The organism is Terriglobus sp. YAF25, assembly GCF_052113305.1.
Lineage (GTDB): Bacteria > Acidobacteriota > Terriglobia > Terriglobales > Acidobacteriaceae > Terriglobus.
The window spans coordinates 1-15,374 of record NZ_JBFRCY010000212.1 but is presented as its reverse complement, the minus strand read 5'-3'; the positions used below and the strand labels follow the sequence as shown (position 1 = coordinate 15,374).

The 15,374-nt window shown below is 59.2% G+C and carries 13 protein-coding genes; 8 read left to right on the top strand and 5 right to left on the bottom strand.

Annotated elements, in window-relative coordinates; all coding sequences use genetic code 11:
• Nucleotides 1-15: 15 nt before the first annotated feature.
• Complete coding sequence (locus AB4043_RS10795; protein ID WP_442302437.1) at nucleotides 16-897, bottom strand: LysR family transcriptional regulator; 882 nt, start codon at nucleotides 895-897, stop codon at nucleotides 16-18.
• Between the two features lie 111 nt (nucleotides 898-1,008).
• On the opposite strand from AB4043_RS10795, the gene AB4043_RS10790 reads away from it, so the two are divergent.
• Genes AB4043_RS10790 through AB4043_RS10770 form a run of 5 tightly spaced genes read left to right on the top strand, consistent with a single transcriptional unit; the run spans nucleotide 1,009 to nucleotide 3,699 of the window.
• On the top strand, nucleotides 1,009-1,818 hold the full coding sequence (locus tag AB4043_RS10790; RefSeq protein WP_442307040.1) for an FAD-dependent oxidoreductase: 810 nt from the start codon (nucleotides 1,009-1,011) through the stop codon (nucleotides 1,816-1,818).
• Nucleotides 1,819-1,834: 16 nt separating this feature from the next.
• Nucleotides 1,835-2,146 (top strand): hypothetical protein, encoded by a 312-nt coding sequence (locus tag AB4043_RS10785; RefSeq protein ID WP_442307039.1) that lies wholly within the window; start codon nucleotides 1,835-1,837, stop codon nucleotides 2,144-2,146.
• 33 nt (nucleotides 2,147-2,179) lie between these two features.
• The gene (locus AB4043_RS10780; RefSeq protein ID WP_442302435.1) at nucleotides 2,180-2,368 is read left to right on the top strand and encodes a hypothetical protein; all 189 of its coding nucleotides are present in this window, start codon (nucleotides 2,180-2,182) and stop codon (nucleotides 2,366-2,368) included.
• Between the two features lie 9 nt (nucleotides 2,369-2,377).
• Entirely contained in the window at nucleotides 2,378-2,614 is a 237-nt protein-coding gene (locus AB4043_RS10775; RefSeq protein WP_442302434.1) for an aquaporin, read from the top strand.
• Between the two features lie 47 nt (nucleotides 2,615-2,661).
• Nucleotides 2,662-3,699, top strand: a complete 1,038-nt coding sequence (locus AB4043_RS10770; protein WP_442302433.1) for a ThuA domain-containing protein — start codon at nucleotides 2,662-2,664, stop codon at nucleotides 3,697-3,699.
• Between the two features lie 353 nt (nucleotides 3,700-4,052).
• On the opposite strand, the gene AB4043_RS10765 is transcribed toward AB4043_RS10770, so the two are convergent.
• The 3 genes from AB4043_RS10765 to AB4043_RS10755 form a co-directional block, all read right to left on the bottom strand.
• The gene (locus tag AB4043_RS10765) at nucleotides 4,053-4,397 is read right to left on the bottom strand and encodes a histidine triad nucleotide-binding protein (RefSeq protein ID WP_442302432.1); all 345 of its coding nucleotides are present in this window, start codon (nucleotides 4,395-4,397) and stop codon (nucleotides 4,053-4,055) included.
• Between the two features lie 256 nt (nucleotides 4,398-4,653).
• Entirely contained in the window at nucleotides 4,654-5,715 is a 1,062-nt protein-coding gene (locus tag AB4043_RS10760) for a SurA N-terminal domain-containing protein (RefSeq protein WP_442302431.1), read from the bottom strand.
• Between the two features lie 20 nt (nucleotides 5,716-5,735).
• Complete coding sequence (locus AB4043_RS10755) at nucleotides 5,736-6,539, bottom strand: DsbA family protein (protein ID WP_442307038.1); 804 nt, start codon at nucleotides 6,537-6,539, stop codon at nucleotides 5,736-5,738.
• Nucleotides 6,540-6,899: 360 nt separating this feature from the next.
• On the opposite strand from AB4043_RS10755, the gene AB4043_RS10750 reads away from it, so the two are divergent.
• The gene (locus AB4043_RS10750; protein ID WP_442307037.1) at nucleotides 6,900-8,996 is read left to right on the top strand and encodes a radical SAM protein; all 2,097 of its coding nucleotides are present in this window, start codon (nucleotides 6,900-6,902) and stop codon (nucleotides 8,994-8,996) included.
• A 355-nt stretch (nucleotides 8,997-9,351) separates the two neighbouring features.
• Nucleotides 9,352-12,273, top strand: a complete 2,922-nt coding sequence (bamA, locus tag AB4043_RS10745; protein WP_442302428.1) for an outer membrane protein assembly factor BamA — start codon at nucleotides 9,352-9,354, stop codon at nucleotides 12,271-12,273.
• A gap of 121 nt (nucleotides 12,274-12,394) precedes the next feature.
• On the opposite strand, the gene AB4043_RS10740 is transcribed toward bamA, so the two are convergent.
• Entirely contained in the window at nucleotides 12,395-13,375 is a 981-nt protein-coding gene (locus AB4043_RS10740) for a hypothetical protein (RefSeq protein ID WP_442307036.1), read from the bottom strand.
• A gap of 173 nt (nucleotides 13,376-13,548) precedes the next feature.
• Between AB4043_RS10740 and AB4043_RS10735 the strand changes: the two genes are divergently transcribed.
• A partial coding sequence (locus AB4043_RS10735; RefSeq protein WP_442307035.1) for an LPS-assembly protein LptD occupies nucleotides 13,549-15,374 on the top strand: 1,826 nt, incomplete at its 3' end.

Sequence of the window (15,374 nt, the reverse complement as noted above, 5' to 3'; positions counted from 1 at the left end):
GAGTGGGACTTTGGTTCAACCGATTGAACGTTGAAACCAGAGAGCGAAGGTTCTGGCCTTTGTGCTTGTCAGCCGGCCCGAGGGATAAACGATCCAAAGATCGATTCGCGGTAGCTCCCACTCGGTAAGGATAGGGACTACCTCGCCCGAGGCGATCTCCGGTTGGAACATCCAGCGGGAGGCGATGGCGAAGCCCTGGCCGGCGATGACCGCAGCGCGTACCCCTTCGGCCGCGTTTAGCGCGAGCCTTCCCTGGATGCGCACGCGAAGACTGGAGGAGTGACGCGTGAACAGCCACTCCTCGCCACCGGTGCCGTGGTTGTAGATCACGGCCTCATGCCTGCGCAGATCGGATGGCCGGGAGGGGATGCCTCTGCGCCGCAGGTAGTCAGGGCTGGCCAATACCAGGCGCTCTCCGCTGGCAATCTTTTTGGCCTTGAGCGCGGAGTCGGCGAGTACGCCCATGCGAATGGCTATGTCGATGTTTTCTGCCAGCAGATCGATCGGCCGGTCATCCATCACGACTTCGAGATCGAGTTTGGGATGGGCTTCGAGGAACTCGTTGAGTCTGGGAACCAGATGCAGCCGGGCGAAGGTTACGGGCGCATAAACGCGAAGCCGTCCGGATAATCCTTTGCCCGCGCTCTGCGCTGCGGCCTCCGCTTCGTTTGCCTCTGCGAGAGCGCGAAACGCACGTTCATAAAATGCCTTGCCGGCCTCGGTCTGTGTCAGGCGGCGGGTAGAGCGTGCCAGAAGGCGGACGCCAAGCCGGGTTTCGAGCGAGGTGATGCTCTTTGAGATGGCGGGCTGGCCGACCTTGAAATCGCGTGCGGCGGCAGAGAACGACCCCGTCTCGACGACGCGCACAAATACTTCCATCTCCCGCAGGCGGCTCATATTTATTCCAATCCGGAATAGATGATATTGCCTGCAGCGGTCTATTCGCGAGATTAGCGGCTCCACTAGATTCATCCGTGGACCCCATTTCCCTTAAGGAATCAGAGAGCTATGAGCAGCCCTTCCTCGCAACAGCCTGAAACGTACGACCTGGTGATTATTGGAAGCGGCGCCGGAGCAAAGCTATCCGCGTGGACATTTGCAAGCCGTGGACAACGCGTTGCTGTGATCGAGCGGAAGTACGTCGGCGGAGCCTGCCCGAACATTGCCTGCCTTCCCAGTAAGAACATCATCCACACCGCGCAGGTGGTCGAGTATGCGCGGAGAGCCGAAGAGTTTGGTATCCGCATGAGCGAGATGGAAGTCGACATGCCGGCGGTGAGGGAGCGCAAGCGTCGCATGGTCGCGGGCCTCGTGGAAACCCATCTCGACCTCTATCGCCACAGCGGAGCCGAGCTGATCATGGGGACTGCCCGCTTTATAGGTCCCAAGACTGTGGAGGCAACGCTACAGGACGGAAGCAAGCGGGTACTGACGGGCAAGAATGTCATTATCGGCACCGGGACGCATGCTGCGGTCGACCAGACCCCAGGGCTTGCGGAAGCACAACCACTCACCCATGTCGAAGCTCTGGAGCTCGATCATGTGCCGGAGCGCCTGATCGTCCTTGGAGGTGGATACGTCGGTCTGGAGTTCGCGCAGGCCATGCGGCGGTTTGGCAGCAAGGTGACAGTAATCGACCATAACAGCCGAGTACTGCATCGCGAGGACGAGGACGTTACCGAGGCGCTCTACAGCATTCTTCGTGATGAGGGAATCGAGTTTGCTCTCGGGACGCCGATTCAAAAGGTAACGGGAGTCTCCGGGCAAAGGGTAAAGATCTTTCTCCATCGACCGGACGGCGAAGCGGTCCGATCCTGAGTTCGCGCGTGTTGGGTTGAGCGAGACCGAAGCCAAGGCGAGGGGGATACGCTATCGCCTCTTCCGGGCGCCGATGGCAGCGGTGCTGCGCGCAAGGGCGTTGATGGAGACCAAAGGATTCATGAAGGCCCTGGTGGGAGATGACGATCGGATTCTAGGTTTCTCAGGATTAGGTACTGGTGCGGGAGAGGTAATGTCGGCAGTCCAGATTGCGATGATGGCGGGCCTGCCGTATACCGCGCTTCGCGATGCGATGCTGGCGCATCCCACTCTTGTCGAGGGAGTGCACATGCTTTTCGAGTCAGAGCCGACGACTCCGGCACGTTGATCGTCTGCTGTTTCTGTCATAGATCCGCAACAGTTGCCACGCTTTCAGGTTACGGCGCTGCCTCCTGATGCATCGATCGCGGAGGCATGGAGCACGCACTGGCGGGAATACCTGATGGAGGCGGCACAGACTGGGGCGCTGCTGTTCTGCATCGGGCTGTTCGCAGCGCTGCTCTATAGCGGAGCTGCATTCGCGGTTGGTGCGCTGACGATCTTGTACTAAGGGTTCTGCGTGAACCCGGCACGGTCGTTCGCGTCCGCATTCTTCGCGTGGATATGGCGTGGACTATGGATTTACTTTGTAGCTCCGGTAGGTGGTGCAGTATGCGCCGCGGTGTTGTATGCCAGATTGCTGGGAAGAGACCATGTTTATTGCGCGAAGGTCTTTCATGACACCAGGTCGACGTGTCCGTTCCGCTGCAGTTTTCTGGAACTGCTGCATGGTGAAGATAGCGAGAGCGGAGGATGACACCGAACTGATGGTAGATTGGGTTCCGAGCAAAGGCGGCTCTTTCTATGAACTGGAGAATTGCTGGGGCGGGTTTATTGCTCGCACTCCCCTGCATGCTGCACGCACAGACGGTAACACCGCAAACGGATCGGGGATTGAAAGATCCGCCGCCGGCAAAACCTTTATCGGGTGACCGGCCGCAGGCGATCGCTGATGGGCGGCAGCTTGAAACACCGAATTCCGGTGACGTAGTGGCGGTGCTGGATGCACTGCCGGAGCACGCAATTGTGCCGCCGAAGAAGCCACGGCGCATTCTCGTCTATGCCTATGCCGACGGCTGGGTGCACTCCTCCATTCCGCTGGCGGCTCGGATGGTGGAGGAGATGGGAAAGAAGACCGGCGCCTGGACCACCACCATCACCTACAACCCGGTCGACATCACGCCTGAGAACCTGGCGTATTTCGACTGCGTCTTCCTGGATCAGACGACTGGCGCTTTCCTCGATGACAAGAAGGACTCCGCAGTGACAGAAGCTCGTCGCAAGGCGTTGCTGGAGTTTGTGCACAGCGGGAAGGGAATTGTCGGCGTGCACGCCGCGTCAGACTCGTATCACGGCCATGCAGCCGAAGAGGCCGGCGCTCCCGCGAAGCTGATCGGGACATGGCCGGAGTGGAATAAGGCGATTGGCGGATTCTTCAAGTTCCACTGGCTGTATCCGCAGATGGTGACAGTGAAGATCGACGATCCGAAGAGTCCGCTGACGGCGATGTTCCACGGCAAAGAGTTCACTATTCACGATGAGATCTATACCTATGCGCAGGACTCGTTCTCGCGCAAGAATGTGCATGTGCTGACCAGCATCGACTACGCCAAAATGAGCGATGCCGATAAGGCGAAGGAGTCGGCGGCAACGAAGCGCACGGATGGGGATTATGCGTTGAGCTGGATTCGGCGCGAGGGTAAAGGCCGCGTGTTCTATGAGGCGCTGGGCCACAACGAACATGTGTACGCCATGCCCGTATTTCTGCAGCATATGCTGGCGGGGATTCAGTATGCGCTTGGTGATCTTGATGCGGATGATCGCCCGAGTGTCTCGAAGTAAGAGAACCTTGGTGGCACGCGTTAAAAGTTGAAAGTTAAAAGTTGAAGAGGTACGGCATTGGTGGGTTGATCGTTATGCCCCACCTGAGCATATCGATACATTGGGAATAGTCCATGCACTGGGTGCCCCATGTCCCTCGGGGACATGGGCCCGGCCTTCACTTTCCTGGGTGCTCGTATGTGGTCTGAATCAAACGTTAGGTTCCAGAAATATGGTCGCGCGAAGCGCGATACCCCACGCTAAACCCCAGCGAACAAGTTCGCCTGGGACCCCATTCTTCGCGATAAAGCTGCGAAGAATGGGGCAACGAGTGTCTACTACTTCCGAATTCGTCGATAGCCGTTGTTTCCTGCCTAGCCTGGGGGCCAGTGCATCTGGCGGCCGCCGAGGATGTGCAGGTGCAGATGGCCTACGGTCTGGCCTCCATCGGGGCCGGTGTTGATGACGGTGCGGAAGCCATTCGTCAGACCGAGTTGTGCAGCAATCGTGGGTACGGCACAGAGCAGCTCCGCCATGGTTCCGGCGTCTTCACTGCAAATGGCTGCGAGTGAGTTGATATGGCGGCGCGGGACCAGAAGAATGTGCGTGGGCGCCTTGGGGTCGATGTCGTGGAAGGCGAGAAGGTTCGCGTCTTCGTAGACCTTCTTGGCGGGAATCTCGCCGGCGACGACTTTGCAGAAGAGACAATCGGAAGCCATGGAGGGATTGTAAAGGGGTTGGGGAAGGGGAGGGGTGTGCCAGTCGTTGGCGTGCGTGGCGCGCGTTAAAAGTTGAAAGTTAAAAGTTGAAGACGTGCTGCATGGGTGGGGGTGAGTACTATGCCCAATCTCGACTGGGCCTCGCTTTGCGAGAAACCCAAGTCCGAAAAGCGGACCTGGGTCACCCGGTTTTGTGGCTATTCGAAGCATGAAAAGCCCGGCGGTGGGCCGGGCTTTGTTGAACTGATCTGATTCTTTACTTCGATTCGTTCTTGAAGACCTGTTCGGCGAAGTAGTTTCTTACCTTGGCTTCGTCGCGCAGCATCTCGAAGTAGGCGTTCTTCAGAAGCTGAGAGCGGCCGTCTTTCAACTGCTGGCGGATGGCCTGCTGCACGGCAGGATCGTTCAGGTTGCGCTGGCCGGCGGGCTCGCGGGAGACCAGCTTGAAGATGGCGTAGCCGATCACGCGCTTCGATCCAGGACCTTCGGGGACCGGGATGATGTCGGTCACCTTGCCGGGCGTCAGCTTCGAGATGGCGTTGAATAGATCAGCGTCAGACCGGAGCTGAGACTCGGAGAAGAAGCCCATGTCGCCGCCGTTGGGAGCGGTCTGGGAACTCTCAGAGAAGTTCATCGCCAGCGTTCCAAAGTCCTCGCCAGAGTCGAGGCGGTTCTTCAAAGCCTGGATCTTCTTTTTGGCTTCAGTATCGTTACCGGCTTTGCTGGCCTGCAGGTTCGAGATCTGCTGCTGCTGTGGGGCCGGCTGCGAGGTGACGATGATCTGCGCCAGGTGGTACTGGGTCTCGATCAGGTTGAACTCGGCCTTGTGCTGGTTGTAGTAGCTGGAGACATCGCCATCGGAGACGGTGATGCGGGAGTTGATCTCCTTATTCAGCAGCTTCTCGGTGGTGAGCGAGCGGCGGACATCGCGCTTCAGRTCGTCCAGCGTAAGACCAGAGTCCTTAAGGTGCTGATTGAACTGCTCTTCGCTGACCGGCGCCTTCATCTCGGCCACCTTCGCGTCTACCTCTTCATTGGTGGCGGTCAGGTTCATTTTGGCGGCGCGCTGCTGCAGGATCTCCTCGTCGATCAGGTTGCGGAGGACGTTGAGGCGCATGGAGTCGGCCTGTTCCTGCGAGGGCGTCTGCTGCGAATCGCCGAGCTGGCCTTTGTAATACTTCTCCAGTTCAGCCTTCGCGATCGGTTTGCCGTTGATGGTGGCGACGACATCAGCCGCCGGCTGGCGATTGCAGCCAACAGCGACGAACGTGAGCAGAAGCATTCCGGCGAGCGTATGTTGCTTGGTAAGACGTGGCACGTTAGACCTTGATCTCCAGCTTAGTTGCCGGCCGGCTTCTGCGCGGCAGGCGGATCGACGGGCGCCGGAGGGGGAGTGACTCCCGCAGCCAGCAGCGCGCCATCGATCATTTTATAGACATATTTGAGAGGAAGCGCGCCGGCAAGACGTTCTCCGTTGATGAATAGTTGCGGCGTGGCGTCGACCCCGAGGGAGTCGCCCTCCTTAATAGAGGAGGTCACGGCGGAGTCATCCTGTTTCGCGATGCAGGCGTTCAGCTTCTCGAGGTTGACTTTCTGCTTCACGGCCTCATCCCGGGTCCACTTGTCGAGAAGCTCGGTTGCGGGCTTCACAGCATCTGCCGGTTTGGYGTCCTTATCGGCAGAGGGCTTGAGCGGCGGAACGTCGGCGTAGTGCGCGTGGACGTTATCGACCAGCGACCAGTAGCCAGGGGCGGACTGCTCGGCCAGGCAGTTGGCGTCAACGGCGGCGTGTACGGCCCAGGGGTGTTGGCCCAGAGGGAAGTCTTTATAGACGACGTGAATTTTGTCACCGTAGCGCTCCAGGATGGCGGGGAACAGCTGCGCATGCATGCGGGCGCAGAAGGGGCACTGCAGATCGTCGTAGATCACGATGTGGACCGGGGCTGACGCTGGACCGCCGCGGGCGGGGCGGTTGCCGTCGCTGATTCCGGCGCCGGGGTCCTGCGGAATGTCATAGCGGTTGAGCTGCGCGAACGTCTTGCCGTCCTGCGAGATCAGGAAGTCGAAGTTTTTGGTGGCGGCAGCATTCTGTTCCGCTTCGAGATTGGTGAAGGTGACTGTCACCGTATCGAAACCCGGCATCTCCGATTTCCTGCGTTCCCCCACGGTCACGTCGTAATAGGCGGGGACGTTTCCTATATATGTCCTGGGTGTATGTTCTGGGCGATTATCACCCTCCCCATTTGCCCCTCCATTTCCCCGTTCGCTGCACGATTCTGCCATTCGGGGCAGAAACCTATGCTTTCGGTTCCACAGGCCGTAGCCTGATCGTGCTGTAAACCGCTTATTGGAAAGGGCCTAGGTCCGGAGCGGAACCAGCTGACACACTCGCGCGGGATGCGCGCTGCGTCTAGACTCAAGGAATTCGCGTCTGGATAGAGGAAACGCCTCATCCAACGCTGTTTTACAAGACCAAACCGACCCAATCCGAGAGGGAGCGAAATGGCAAGAGCCACCAAACTGGCAGAAAAGACAATCACTTACGCGGCCAAAGGCGCGTGGGCGATCTTTGACAAGCTGAACAGCATCAGCCCCAACGCATCGTTTACACCGAAGTGGAGCGACAAGCCGCTGCTGAAGAGCTACCAGAAGGAGAAGCCTCCCCTTGGCTGGCCGCGTACGACCGATTCTCTCTGCCCGAAGTGCGTTCCTGAGATCCGCCAACAGATCCTGGACGGCAAGCTGCCCCACGAGATCCTGCTGAACGAGAAGGTCGGCGAGATCAAGGCTCAGATCATTGAGCGCGACGGCAAGATCCTGATGGTCAAGGATTGTCCGAAGCACGGTCACTTTGAAGACGTCATGTCCATTGACCCGGCCATGATGAAGCACCTCGAGGACGTCTTCCCGGGCCGCGACATCCGCGCCCACAATGACACCAAGCTTCACAACCACGGCACCTCGACCGTGACGCACGGCCGCGGTTCGGTTCTGACTATCGACCTGACCAACCGCTGCAACATGATGTGCGACCCCTGCTTCATGGACGCCAACCAGGTGGGCTTCGTTCACGAACTGACGTGGGACGAGATCAAGACCATGCTGGATAACGCCATCACCATCAAGCCGCGCCGCCAGATGTCGGTGCAGTTTTCCGGTGGTGAGCCGACGCTGTCGCCCTACTTCCTGGACGCCGTCGCCTATTCCCGCAAGGTGGGTTACAACTCGGTGCAGGCTGCGACCAACGGCATCGAATTCGCCAAGTCCAAGGAGTTCGCCAAGGCTGCCGCCGAGGCTGGTCTGCGTTACGCCTACCTGCAGTTCGACGGTATCGGCAACGCCGCCAACTCGCACCGCAAGGTCGGCAATGCGTTCGACGTAAAGCTCCAGGCCATCCATAACCTGCACGAGGCCGGCGTGGACATCGTTCCCGTAACGACCATCGTCAACGGCATCAACAACGAGCAGGTTGGCCGCATCATCCAGTTCGCCCTGGATAACCCGAAAAAGATCAACTTCCTGTCGTTCCAGCCGGTTTCGTTCACCGGCCGTGACGAAGAGGTCTCGGACGAGCGCCGTCACGCACAGCGCTACACTCTGAGCCACCTCGCGCATGACATCCGCAACCAGACCGGTCTGGGTGAGAGCACCCGTGACTGGTTCCCGATCAGCTTCATGTCGACCTTCTCGGACTGGGCCGACCTGGTGCACGGACCGGAGCACGAGTGGGGCCAGCTCTCCTGCGGTTGCCACCCGAACTGCGGTATCGGTATGGCACTGATGATCGACAAGGAAACGAAGGAAGCCGTTCCGGTTACCTCGTTCCTCGATGCCGTACAGCTGGCCAAGGACGTCGCGAAGGTGAACGACGCCGCTCGCGGCAAGTTCCTTTCGATCGTGGGTGTGTCGCTTGCGCTGCTGCGCAACTACGACCCCGCCAAGTCGCCGACCCACTTCCGCATCCTTGACCTGCTGCAGAAGTTCGACAAGTGCTTCGGCGCCACCGGCCGCAACTACGGCAAGGTGACCGGCGACCGCACCATGGCCGATATCGAGAAGYGCCGCGCCGACCGCTGGAACTTCCTGTTCATCGCCGGCATGTGGTTCCAGGATCTGTTCAACTACGACTTCCGCCGCACCGAGCAGTGCATCATCCCGTACGCGACCCAGGAAGGCGAGATCTCCTTCTGCGCGTACAACACCGGCATCGGCTGGCGCAACATCATCGAGAAGATGCACATGACCTCCACCCTCACCAAGTGGTACGAGGAGCATGGCCGTCACGAGATCTTCGCCGGTGGTAAGAAGGTCGGTCTGGAGCGTCAGGACAAGTACGATCTGGTCCTGAACCAGGCTCACGTCGACTCCGCCGCGAACGACACCTTCGAAAAGTCCGGTATCGCCAAGAACGCCCGCGAAGAGAAGATTCGCGCCCGCGACGCCAAGCTGAAGCAGGATGCGCAAAACGCGCAGATGGCCAAGCTCTACCGCAAGGAGATTCTGAAGGAGCAGGAACAGCCCGGCTTCATCTCCCTGGGTGAGATCAAGCCCGCCGCTCCGGCAAAGGTGCAGGACGAAGAGACCGTCGCCGGGGACTAACCGTCCCGGCGTAGGCGCCTTCGGCGCAAAAGCAAAAGGCCGCTCGTGAGAGCGGCCTTTGTCTTTCCGGTTATTCCACCTGTATTGGGTGAACTGTAACCGGAAGGGTTAATATGCCCGTCCATCACTCCGTCTACGGGATAAGTGCGTCTCGTGTGGGGGAATTTGAGGGTCGCACCAGATGTGGTGCAGCTACATTTGTTCTCTGCTTCTGAAACAGGTTCGGCTCTCTTCAGAAGGGAGCGCCCGTCCCATATAATGAAGCTTTCCCCTACATGGATTTGGGGAGGTATTTCCGAGCAGTGAGGACGCGCGTATCTTTTCCGCTAAGTTTCTGAATCAAGCTTTCACGGATGTGCGTTCGCACTCTGGCCGGAACCGCGCGATTGCCTTTGGCAGCCGTGTTCGCGCGGGTATGTTGCTGTTGGGCCTGGGCGTTGTCGCCGCCGGCTCTGCTGCGGCACAAAATGCTGGTTCCACCTTTACCACCGGACCGGTAGCACAGGGCAATCCCAGTGCGCTTTGCTCGATCCAGGTGATCGGCAATCGCCGCATTCCGAAAGAATCCGTTCTGGCCCGCCTGTTCTCGCATGAGGGCGATATCTTCGACGAGTCGATGATCGAGCGCGACTATAACTCGTTGTGGAACACGGGTTACTTTGAAGATCTCCGTGCTGAGAAGCAGCTCAAGCCGAACTGCACCCAGATCATCTGGTACGTGCGCGAAAAGCCCACGGTCAACGACATCAACTACAAGGGTGTGAATGCGGTCACCACCTCGGACATCCTGGAGCGCTTCAAGAAGGCCAAGGTCGGCCTGACGGTGGAGAGTCAGTATGACCCCACCAAGGTGAAGCGCGCCGAGGTTGTGCTGAAGGAGCTTCTGGCCGAGCATGGCCACCAGTTCGCCACCATCCGCACGGTGGTGAAGAACCTGCCTCCGGCACGCGTCTCCCTTACCTTCGAGGTGAAGGAAGGTCCGACCGTGAAGGTGGGGCATATCGACTTTGTCGGCAATGACAACGTGGGTTCGCGGACTCTGCGTCAGGCGATGCGGAACTTGCGGCCTGTGGGTATTCCCAAGTCGATCATCCTGGAAAACATCTTCGCCCGCACCTTCGACGCATCCAAGCTCGACGAAGACGCGCAGCGCGTGCAGATGGCCTACCGTGACCGCGGCTACTTCAAGGCACTCACCTCGGAGCCCAAGACCCGGGTCCGCGACGCCGGCGGCATCAATATCTTCACACTACGTCCGTCGAAGGGTAAGCGCATCGACATTCTGATGCCGGTGGAAGAGGGTAAGCGTTACCGTCTGGGTGGCATCAACTTCACCGGCAACAAAGCCATCACCAACTTGAAGGCTCTGCGCGCGCAGTTTGCGCAGAAGGATGGCGAGTGGTTCTCGGCGACGCTCTTCGGTAAGGGCCTGGAGAATCTGCGTAAGGCATACGGTGGGCTGGGCTACATCAACTTCGTCGGATCGCCCACACCCCGTTTTGACGAAGCGAAGAACCTTATCTTCCTGGACATCGATATCGATGAGGGCAAGCAGTTCAAGGTCTCCCGTATCGAGTTTTCCGGCAATAGCATTACCCGCGACCGCGTAATTCGCCGCGAGCTGATGCTGGAAGAAGGCGCGGTGTACAACGCCCAGGCATGGGAGCTGTCACTGCTTCGCCTGAATCAGTTGAATTACTTTGAGGCGCTGAAGGTCGAACAGGACTCCGAGACCCGCACCAATAACGATGCCGGTACCGTGGACCTGCTGCTGAAGCTGAAGGAGAAGGGCAAGAACTCCATCGGTCTGAACGGCGGTATCTCGGGTGCTTCAGGAAGCTTTGTCGGTCTGAACTATGAGACCAACAACTTCCTCGGCCTGGGTGAGACGCTCTCGGTGCAGGCGAATGCCGGCGATCTGTCGCGCAACCTGAGCTTCGGTTTCACGGAGCCTTACTTCCGCAACAAGCCGCTGTCGCTCGGTCTGCAGGTCTTCCAGTCCAAGTTCGACTACAACCCGTCGAAGGCCTACGGCGCAGCCGGCGGCTCGATCTCGCAGAACCTGTCGCAGGCGCAACAGTCGCTGCTGACTAACTACAACCAGTCATCCACGGGTCTGTCGATCTCGGCCAGCTATCCGCTGCGTAAGCTCTTCAATCGCTCGGGTGTGACACGTATCGGTCTCTCGTACTCGCTGTCGCGGTCGACGATTTCAACGTTCAACGACAATACCCGCAACCTGTTCCAGTCGCTGGCCTTCCGTTCCGGTATCCAGGGATCGAACCAGCTTTCGGGCATTATCAGCTCGGTCATTACGCCTAGCTTCACCTTCTCGTCGATCGACCGTGCAGTCGGTCCGCACTCCGGTAAGGACTTCAACGTCGCGATCCAGGTTGCCGGCGCGGGCGGTAACGTGAAGTACTTCTCGCCGGTTGCTACCTGGCGTCAGTTCTTCCCGATGAAGGGACTTCATATCGATCGTGACGGGCACAATGTGCTCGGCTACCGTATCCAGGTGTCGCACGTTGAGGGCTTTGGTGGCCAGGTGGCTCCGCCGTTCAACCGTGTCTATGGCGGCGGCGAGTCTGACGTTCGCGGTTTCGACGTCCGCTCTTCGTCCCCTTACACCTACATTCCGACCAAGGTGGAGTTCAACCTCACCAATCCGGATGGAACCACGGTGCCGCGCGATCCCACGAACCAGGACCTCGGTGCGATCCATGTTCCGCTGCCGGTCTACCGTCTGGTCTCGGTCGGCGCCGATACCGGCATTACGGCAAACGTGGAATACCGCATCCCGATCGTCAATCAGGTGGTCTTCGCGTTCTTCACGGACTTCGGTTACAACGGCAATGTCCGCGAGTCGCAGCTCCGCCAGTCGGTGCTGGGACAGTCGACCTTCAACAGTACGCTGTACGGCTGCCCTACCATCATCAATGGTTCCTGCTTCGGCGGACAGAAGGTCACCTTCCCACAGGTCCTGAAGGCGGTGCCGGGCACGAACTTTGTACCGCGCATGTCAAACGGCGCGGAGTTGCAGGTCATTCTGCCGATCGTGAACGCTCCGCTCCGTCTCTACTACGCCTATAACCCGCTGCGCCTGTACAAGGATCTGCCGCAGGAGTTGGCTGTGGACCAGGCGACCTACCGCAGCATGTTCCCCAACAATGGCGCCGGCCTGTTCAGCTATGCGCAGGCAATCCAGTTCTACGGAGCTGCCTATCAGCTTCGTGAACCGAGAAAGACCTTCCGCTTGAGCGTCTCCACCACCTTCTAAGAAAAAGCCCGGCGAAAGCCGGGCTTTTCAGTTGCTAGTTGCTGGTTGCTAGTTGCTAGTTGAGACCAAGAACTAAAGCCCCACTCAAGCTCTTCGCTTGATGGGGCTTTTTGCTTCTCAACTAGCAACTGGGAACCAGCAACCAGCAACTAGTAGGCTCGCATGTACATGCGGGAGATGCGGTCGTGCCAGCCCATGCGGTCTTCGTCGAAGAGAGCCCAAAGGTAGCCCAGGCCCAACGGAGCCATCGAGAGCGCCATGGCCAACAGGCGGCGGCGCATCTGGCGGCGTGAAGGGTTCTCATCGGAGAAGGTGCACAGGCCGATGCGGGCATAGCGCATGCCGGCTCGGGCGTAGTGGCGATCTGCTCCGCAGTTACCTCGAAGATACGAAGCTGCGGCGGCTCGGGAGCATCTTCGCGCAGCGGACCTTCGGCCAGCCGGGGACGGGCCTTCTTTGAGGCGACAAGCTGCCGTGGGAACTCGATCAGGTTGGCGCTGAGCGGAGCGATGGGTTCGCTCGATGGCTCCGGAACATACTCCACGACCATCGGCTCGAGTTCGGGTTCCGGCTCGACAATTACCGGCGGATGAACGACCGGCGGATGTTTGATCACCGGAGCTCTGGTTCCATGCTCCCTGGTTCTACGTTCCTGGACCAGAGGTTCGAGCGTAAACGGCTCAAGTACCGGAATCTCAACGACCTCTGCCGAGGCCACGGCCGGAGCGGCGCCATCAACGGTCTCCTCGGGCTCGTCCCACTGCTCGAGTTCCTCCAGCAACTGCTGCTGAGCCTGCGCGATCGCGGCGGCGTTGCGTGCGGCGATCTCAGCCTCGGCACGAGCCTTCTGCATCGCGGCTTCTGCTTCCGCCTGCAGGTAATCGCGGTAGCTCTGTTGTTGTGCGAACCTGCTGGCGACTGCCTCGGCAACGCGGCGCTGCTGCCGGGGCCTGGGTTCGGGAAGACCTTCCATCGGCAGGGTTTGCTGCTGGTCCGCTCGTTGTTTCTTCTGCCGATGGGCGGCAAGCCGGGCGGCTACCTGGTCTTTCCAGGCATCGTCGTCATGAACGGGTTCGAGGGGCAGGGGAGAGGTGGTGCTCACAATTCACTTCCGTTTCTCATCGGGCCGTTCTTTCGACAGCCCTGCAGGCAAATGGGTCCAAGGAAACAAACGTCTCGCTTTCCCGTCTGCATACAATGAAGAGGCGAGGGGGCGCGGAGCCGGATTCCGCATAGCAGTTGCAACCATCGAACGAGTACGGACCTACCAGAGCCATGCAGCACAAACGGAGCCGGACATTCCTGCTGCGAAGTGCCTGCGTCTTCTTAAGTACCACGCTAACGGGGGGAATTTATCCGCAGTTGCATGCACAGCAGGTTCCTACTTCGGCACCTCTGCCCGATACCCCCACGCCGCAGCTCAATTACCCCATCGCGCAGCCGGTAACGGAGCCCGAGGATGTCTCTCACAAACTGACGGTCGAGGCCGACCAAATGACCCGCAACGGCGATGAATACACGCTGACGGGCAACGTAGAGGTCCACTACAACGGGTATACGGTCACCGCCGAAAAACTGTCATTCAACCAGGAGACAGGGGAGGCGGTCTCGGACGGTCACATCCGGGTCAGCGGAGGTCCTGACGACGAGTACATCGCCGCGTCGCATGGACAGGCCAACCTGAAGCAGCAGACAGGAAAGTTTTATGACGTGACGGGTTCCATCGGCGTTCATACGACGGCGAAGGGAACCACGTACACGAACAGCAATCCCTTTCTATTCACCGGCCGCCAGGTGATTCAGCGGGGCCCGCACAATTACGAGATCCTGAACGGCACGGTGACGAGCTGCCAGCTTCCGAATCCGGACTGGAGGCTTGCCTCCAAGCGCTTTGTGGTGGAAGACGGTCAGGCGCGCGGCTATAACAGCGTCTTCCGTCTGCTGAATATGCCGGTCCTGTTTCTGCCGTATGTGACACACCCCACATCGCCGGAGGAGCGCCAGAGCGGATTTCTGATCCCCAGCTTCAGCAAGGCAGGCAGCCGCAAGGGATACATCATCGGCGAGCAGGTGTATGTGCGTCTGTCGCGGTCGTCGGATATCACCGTCGGCTCAGAGTACTTCTCGGTGCGCGGCTTCTCGCAGCTAGTGACTTTCCACTACAAAGGCAACGGCCTCAACTTCCTGACGGCGCACTACACCGGACTTCTGGACCGCGGATACCACGACACCAACGGGGTGTACGTCAATCAGGGAGGCCAGGACTTTCTGCTCTCCGGCCGGAAGGATCTGGATGAGCACACGCGCATCGCGGCCAATGTGGAGTACCTGAGCTCCTACGTCTACCGCGAGGCGTTCAATGACACCTTCAACCAGGCGGTTTCAACCGACGTTGTCTCGCACGCATTCGTCGCGTATCAGAAGAGCGGTCTTTCGGCATCGTTATTCGGTGATCGCTACCAGGGTCTGAAGAATGTTGTGACCGGGCAACAGGTGCGCATTATCCGGGCGCCGTCCCTGGATCTGGACCTGATCGAACGCCGGCTGGGAAGCTCGCCGTTGGTATGGTCATTCGATGCCTCGGCAACGGGCCTGAAGCGTGCACAGCAGAACTTCACGACCGACGGTGTGATTGAGCGRCTGGACCTGCATCCGCAGATCTCGGCGCCGGTCCACTTTGCCGGATGGATGGTAAGACCCTCGCTTGGTTTCCGCGATACGTTCTATTCGCGCAGCAGACTTCCTTCGGTCCTTCCCGGTCCAACGCCGGTGCAGGTGAATGCAACATTGAACCGCACTGCCATTGAGACGGGTTTCGAATTCAAGCCGCCGGTGCTGGAGCGCACTTTTGCGGCGAAAGACATCATCTTCGGCCGGGAGATGAAGCACACAATCGAATCGTTCCTGAATTACCGCTATGTGACCGGCGTGGATGACTACACCCGGACACTGCGTTTCGACCCGGTTGATGTCCTGACCAACACCAATGAGCTCGAGTACGGGGTGACCCAGCGTCTCTTCTTCCACAAGAAAGATACGCCGGTGTGCGATGAAGAGCTGGCCGGCAATACACGCCTGACGTCAGGCTGCGGAGGCATGGG

Coding starts and splice junctions, on each gene's coding strand:
- AB4043_RS10765 (WP_442302432.1), bottom strand. CDS start 4,397: ATGGCTTCCGATTGTCTCTTCTGCAAAGTCGTCGCCGGCGAGATTCCC.
- AB4043_RS10770 (WP_442302433.1), top strand. CDS start 2,662: ATGAACTGGAGAATTGCTGGGGCGGGTTTATTGCTCGCACTCCCCTGC.
- AB4043_RS10795 (WP_442302437.1), bottom strand. CDS start 897: ATGAGCCGCCTGCGGGAGATGGAAGTATTTGTGCGCGTCGTCGAGACG.
- AB4043_RS10790 (WP_442307040.1), top strand. CDS start 1,009: ATGAGCAGCCCTTCCTCGCAACAGCCTGAAACGTACGACCTGGTGATT.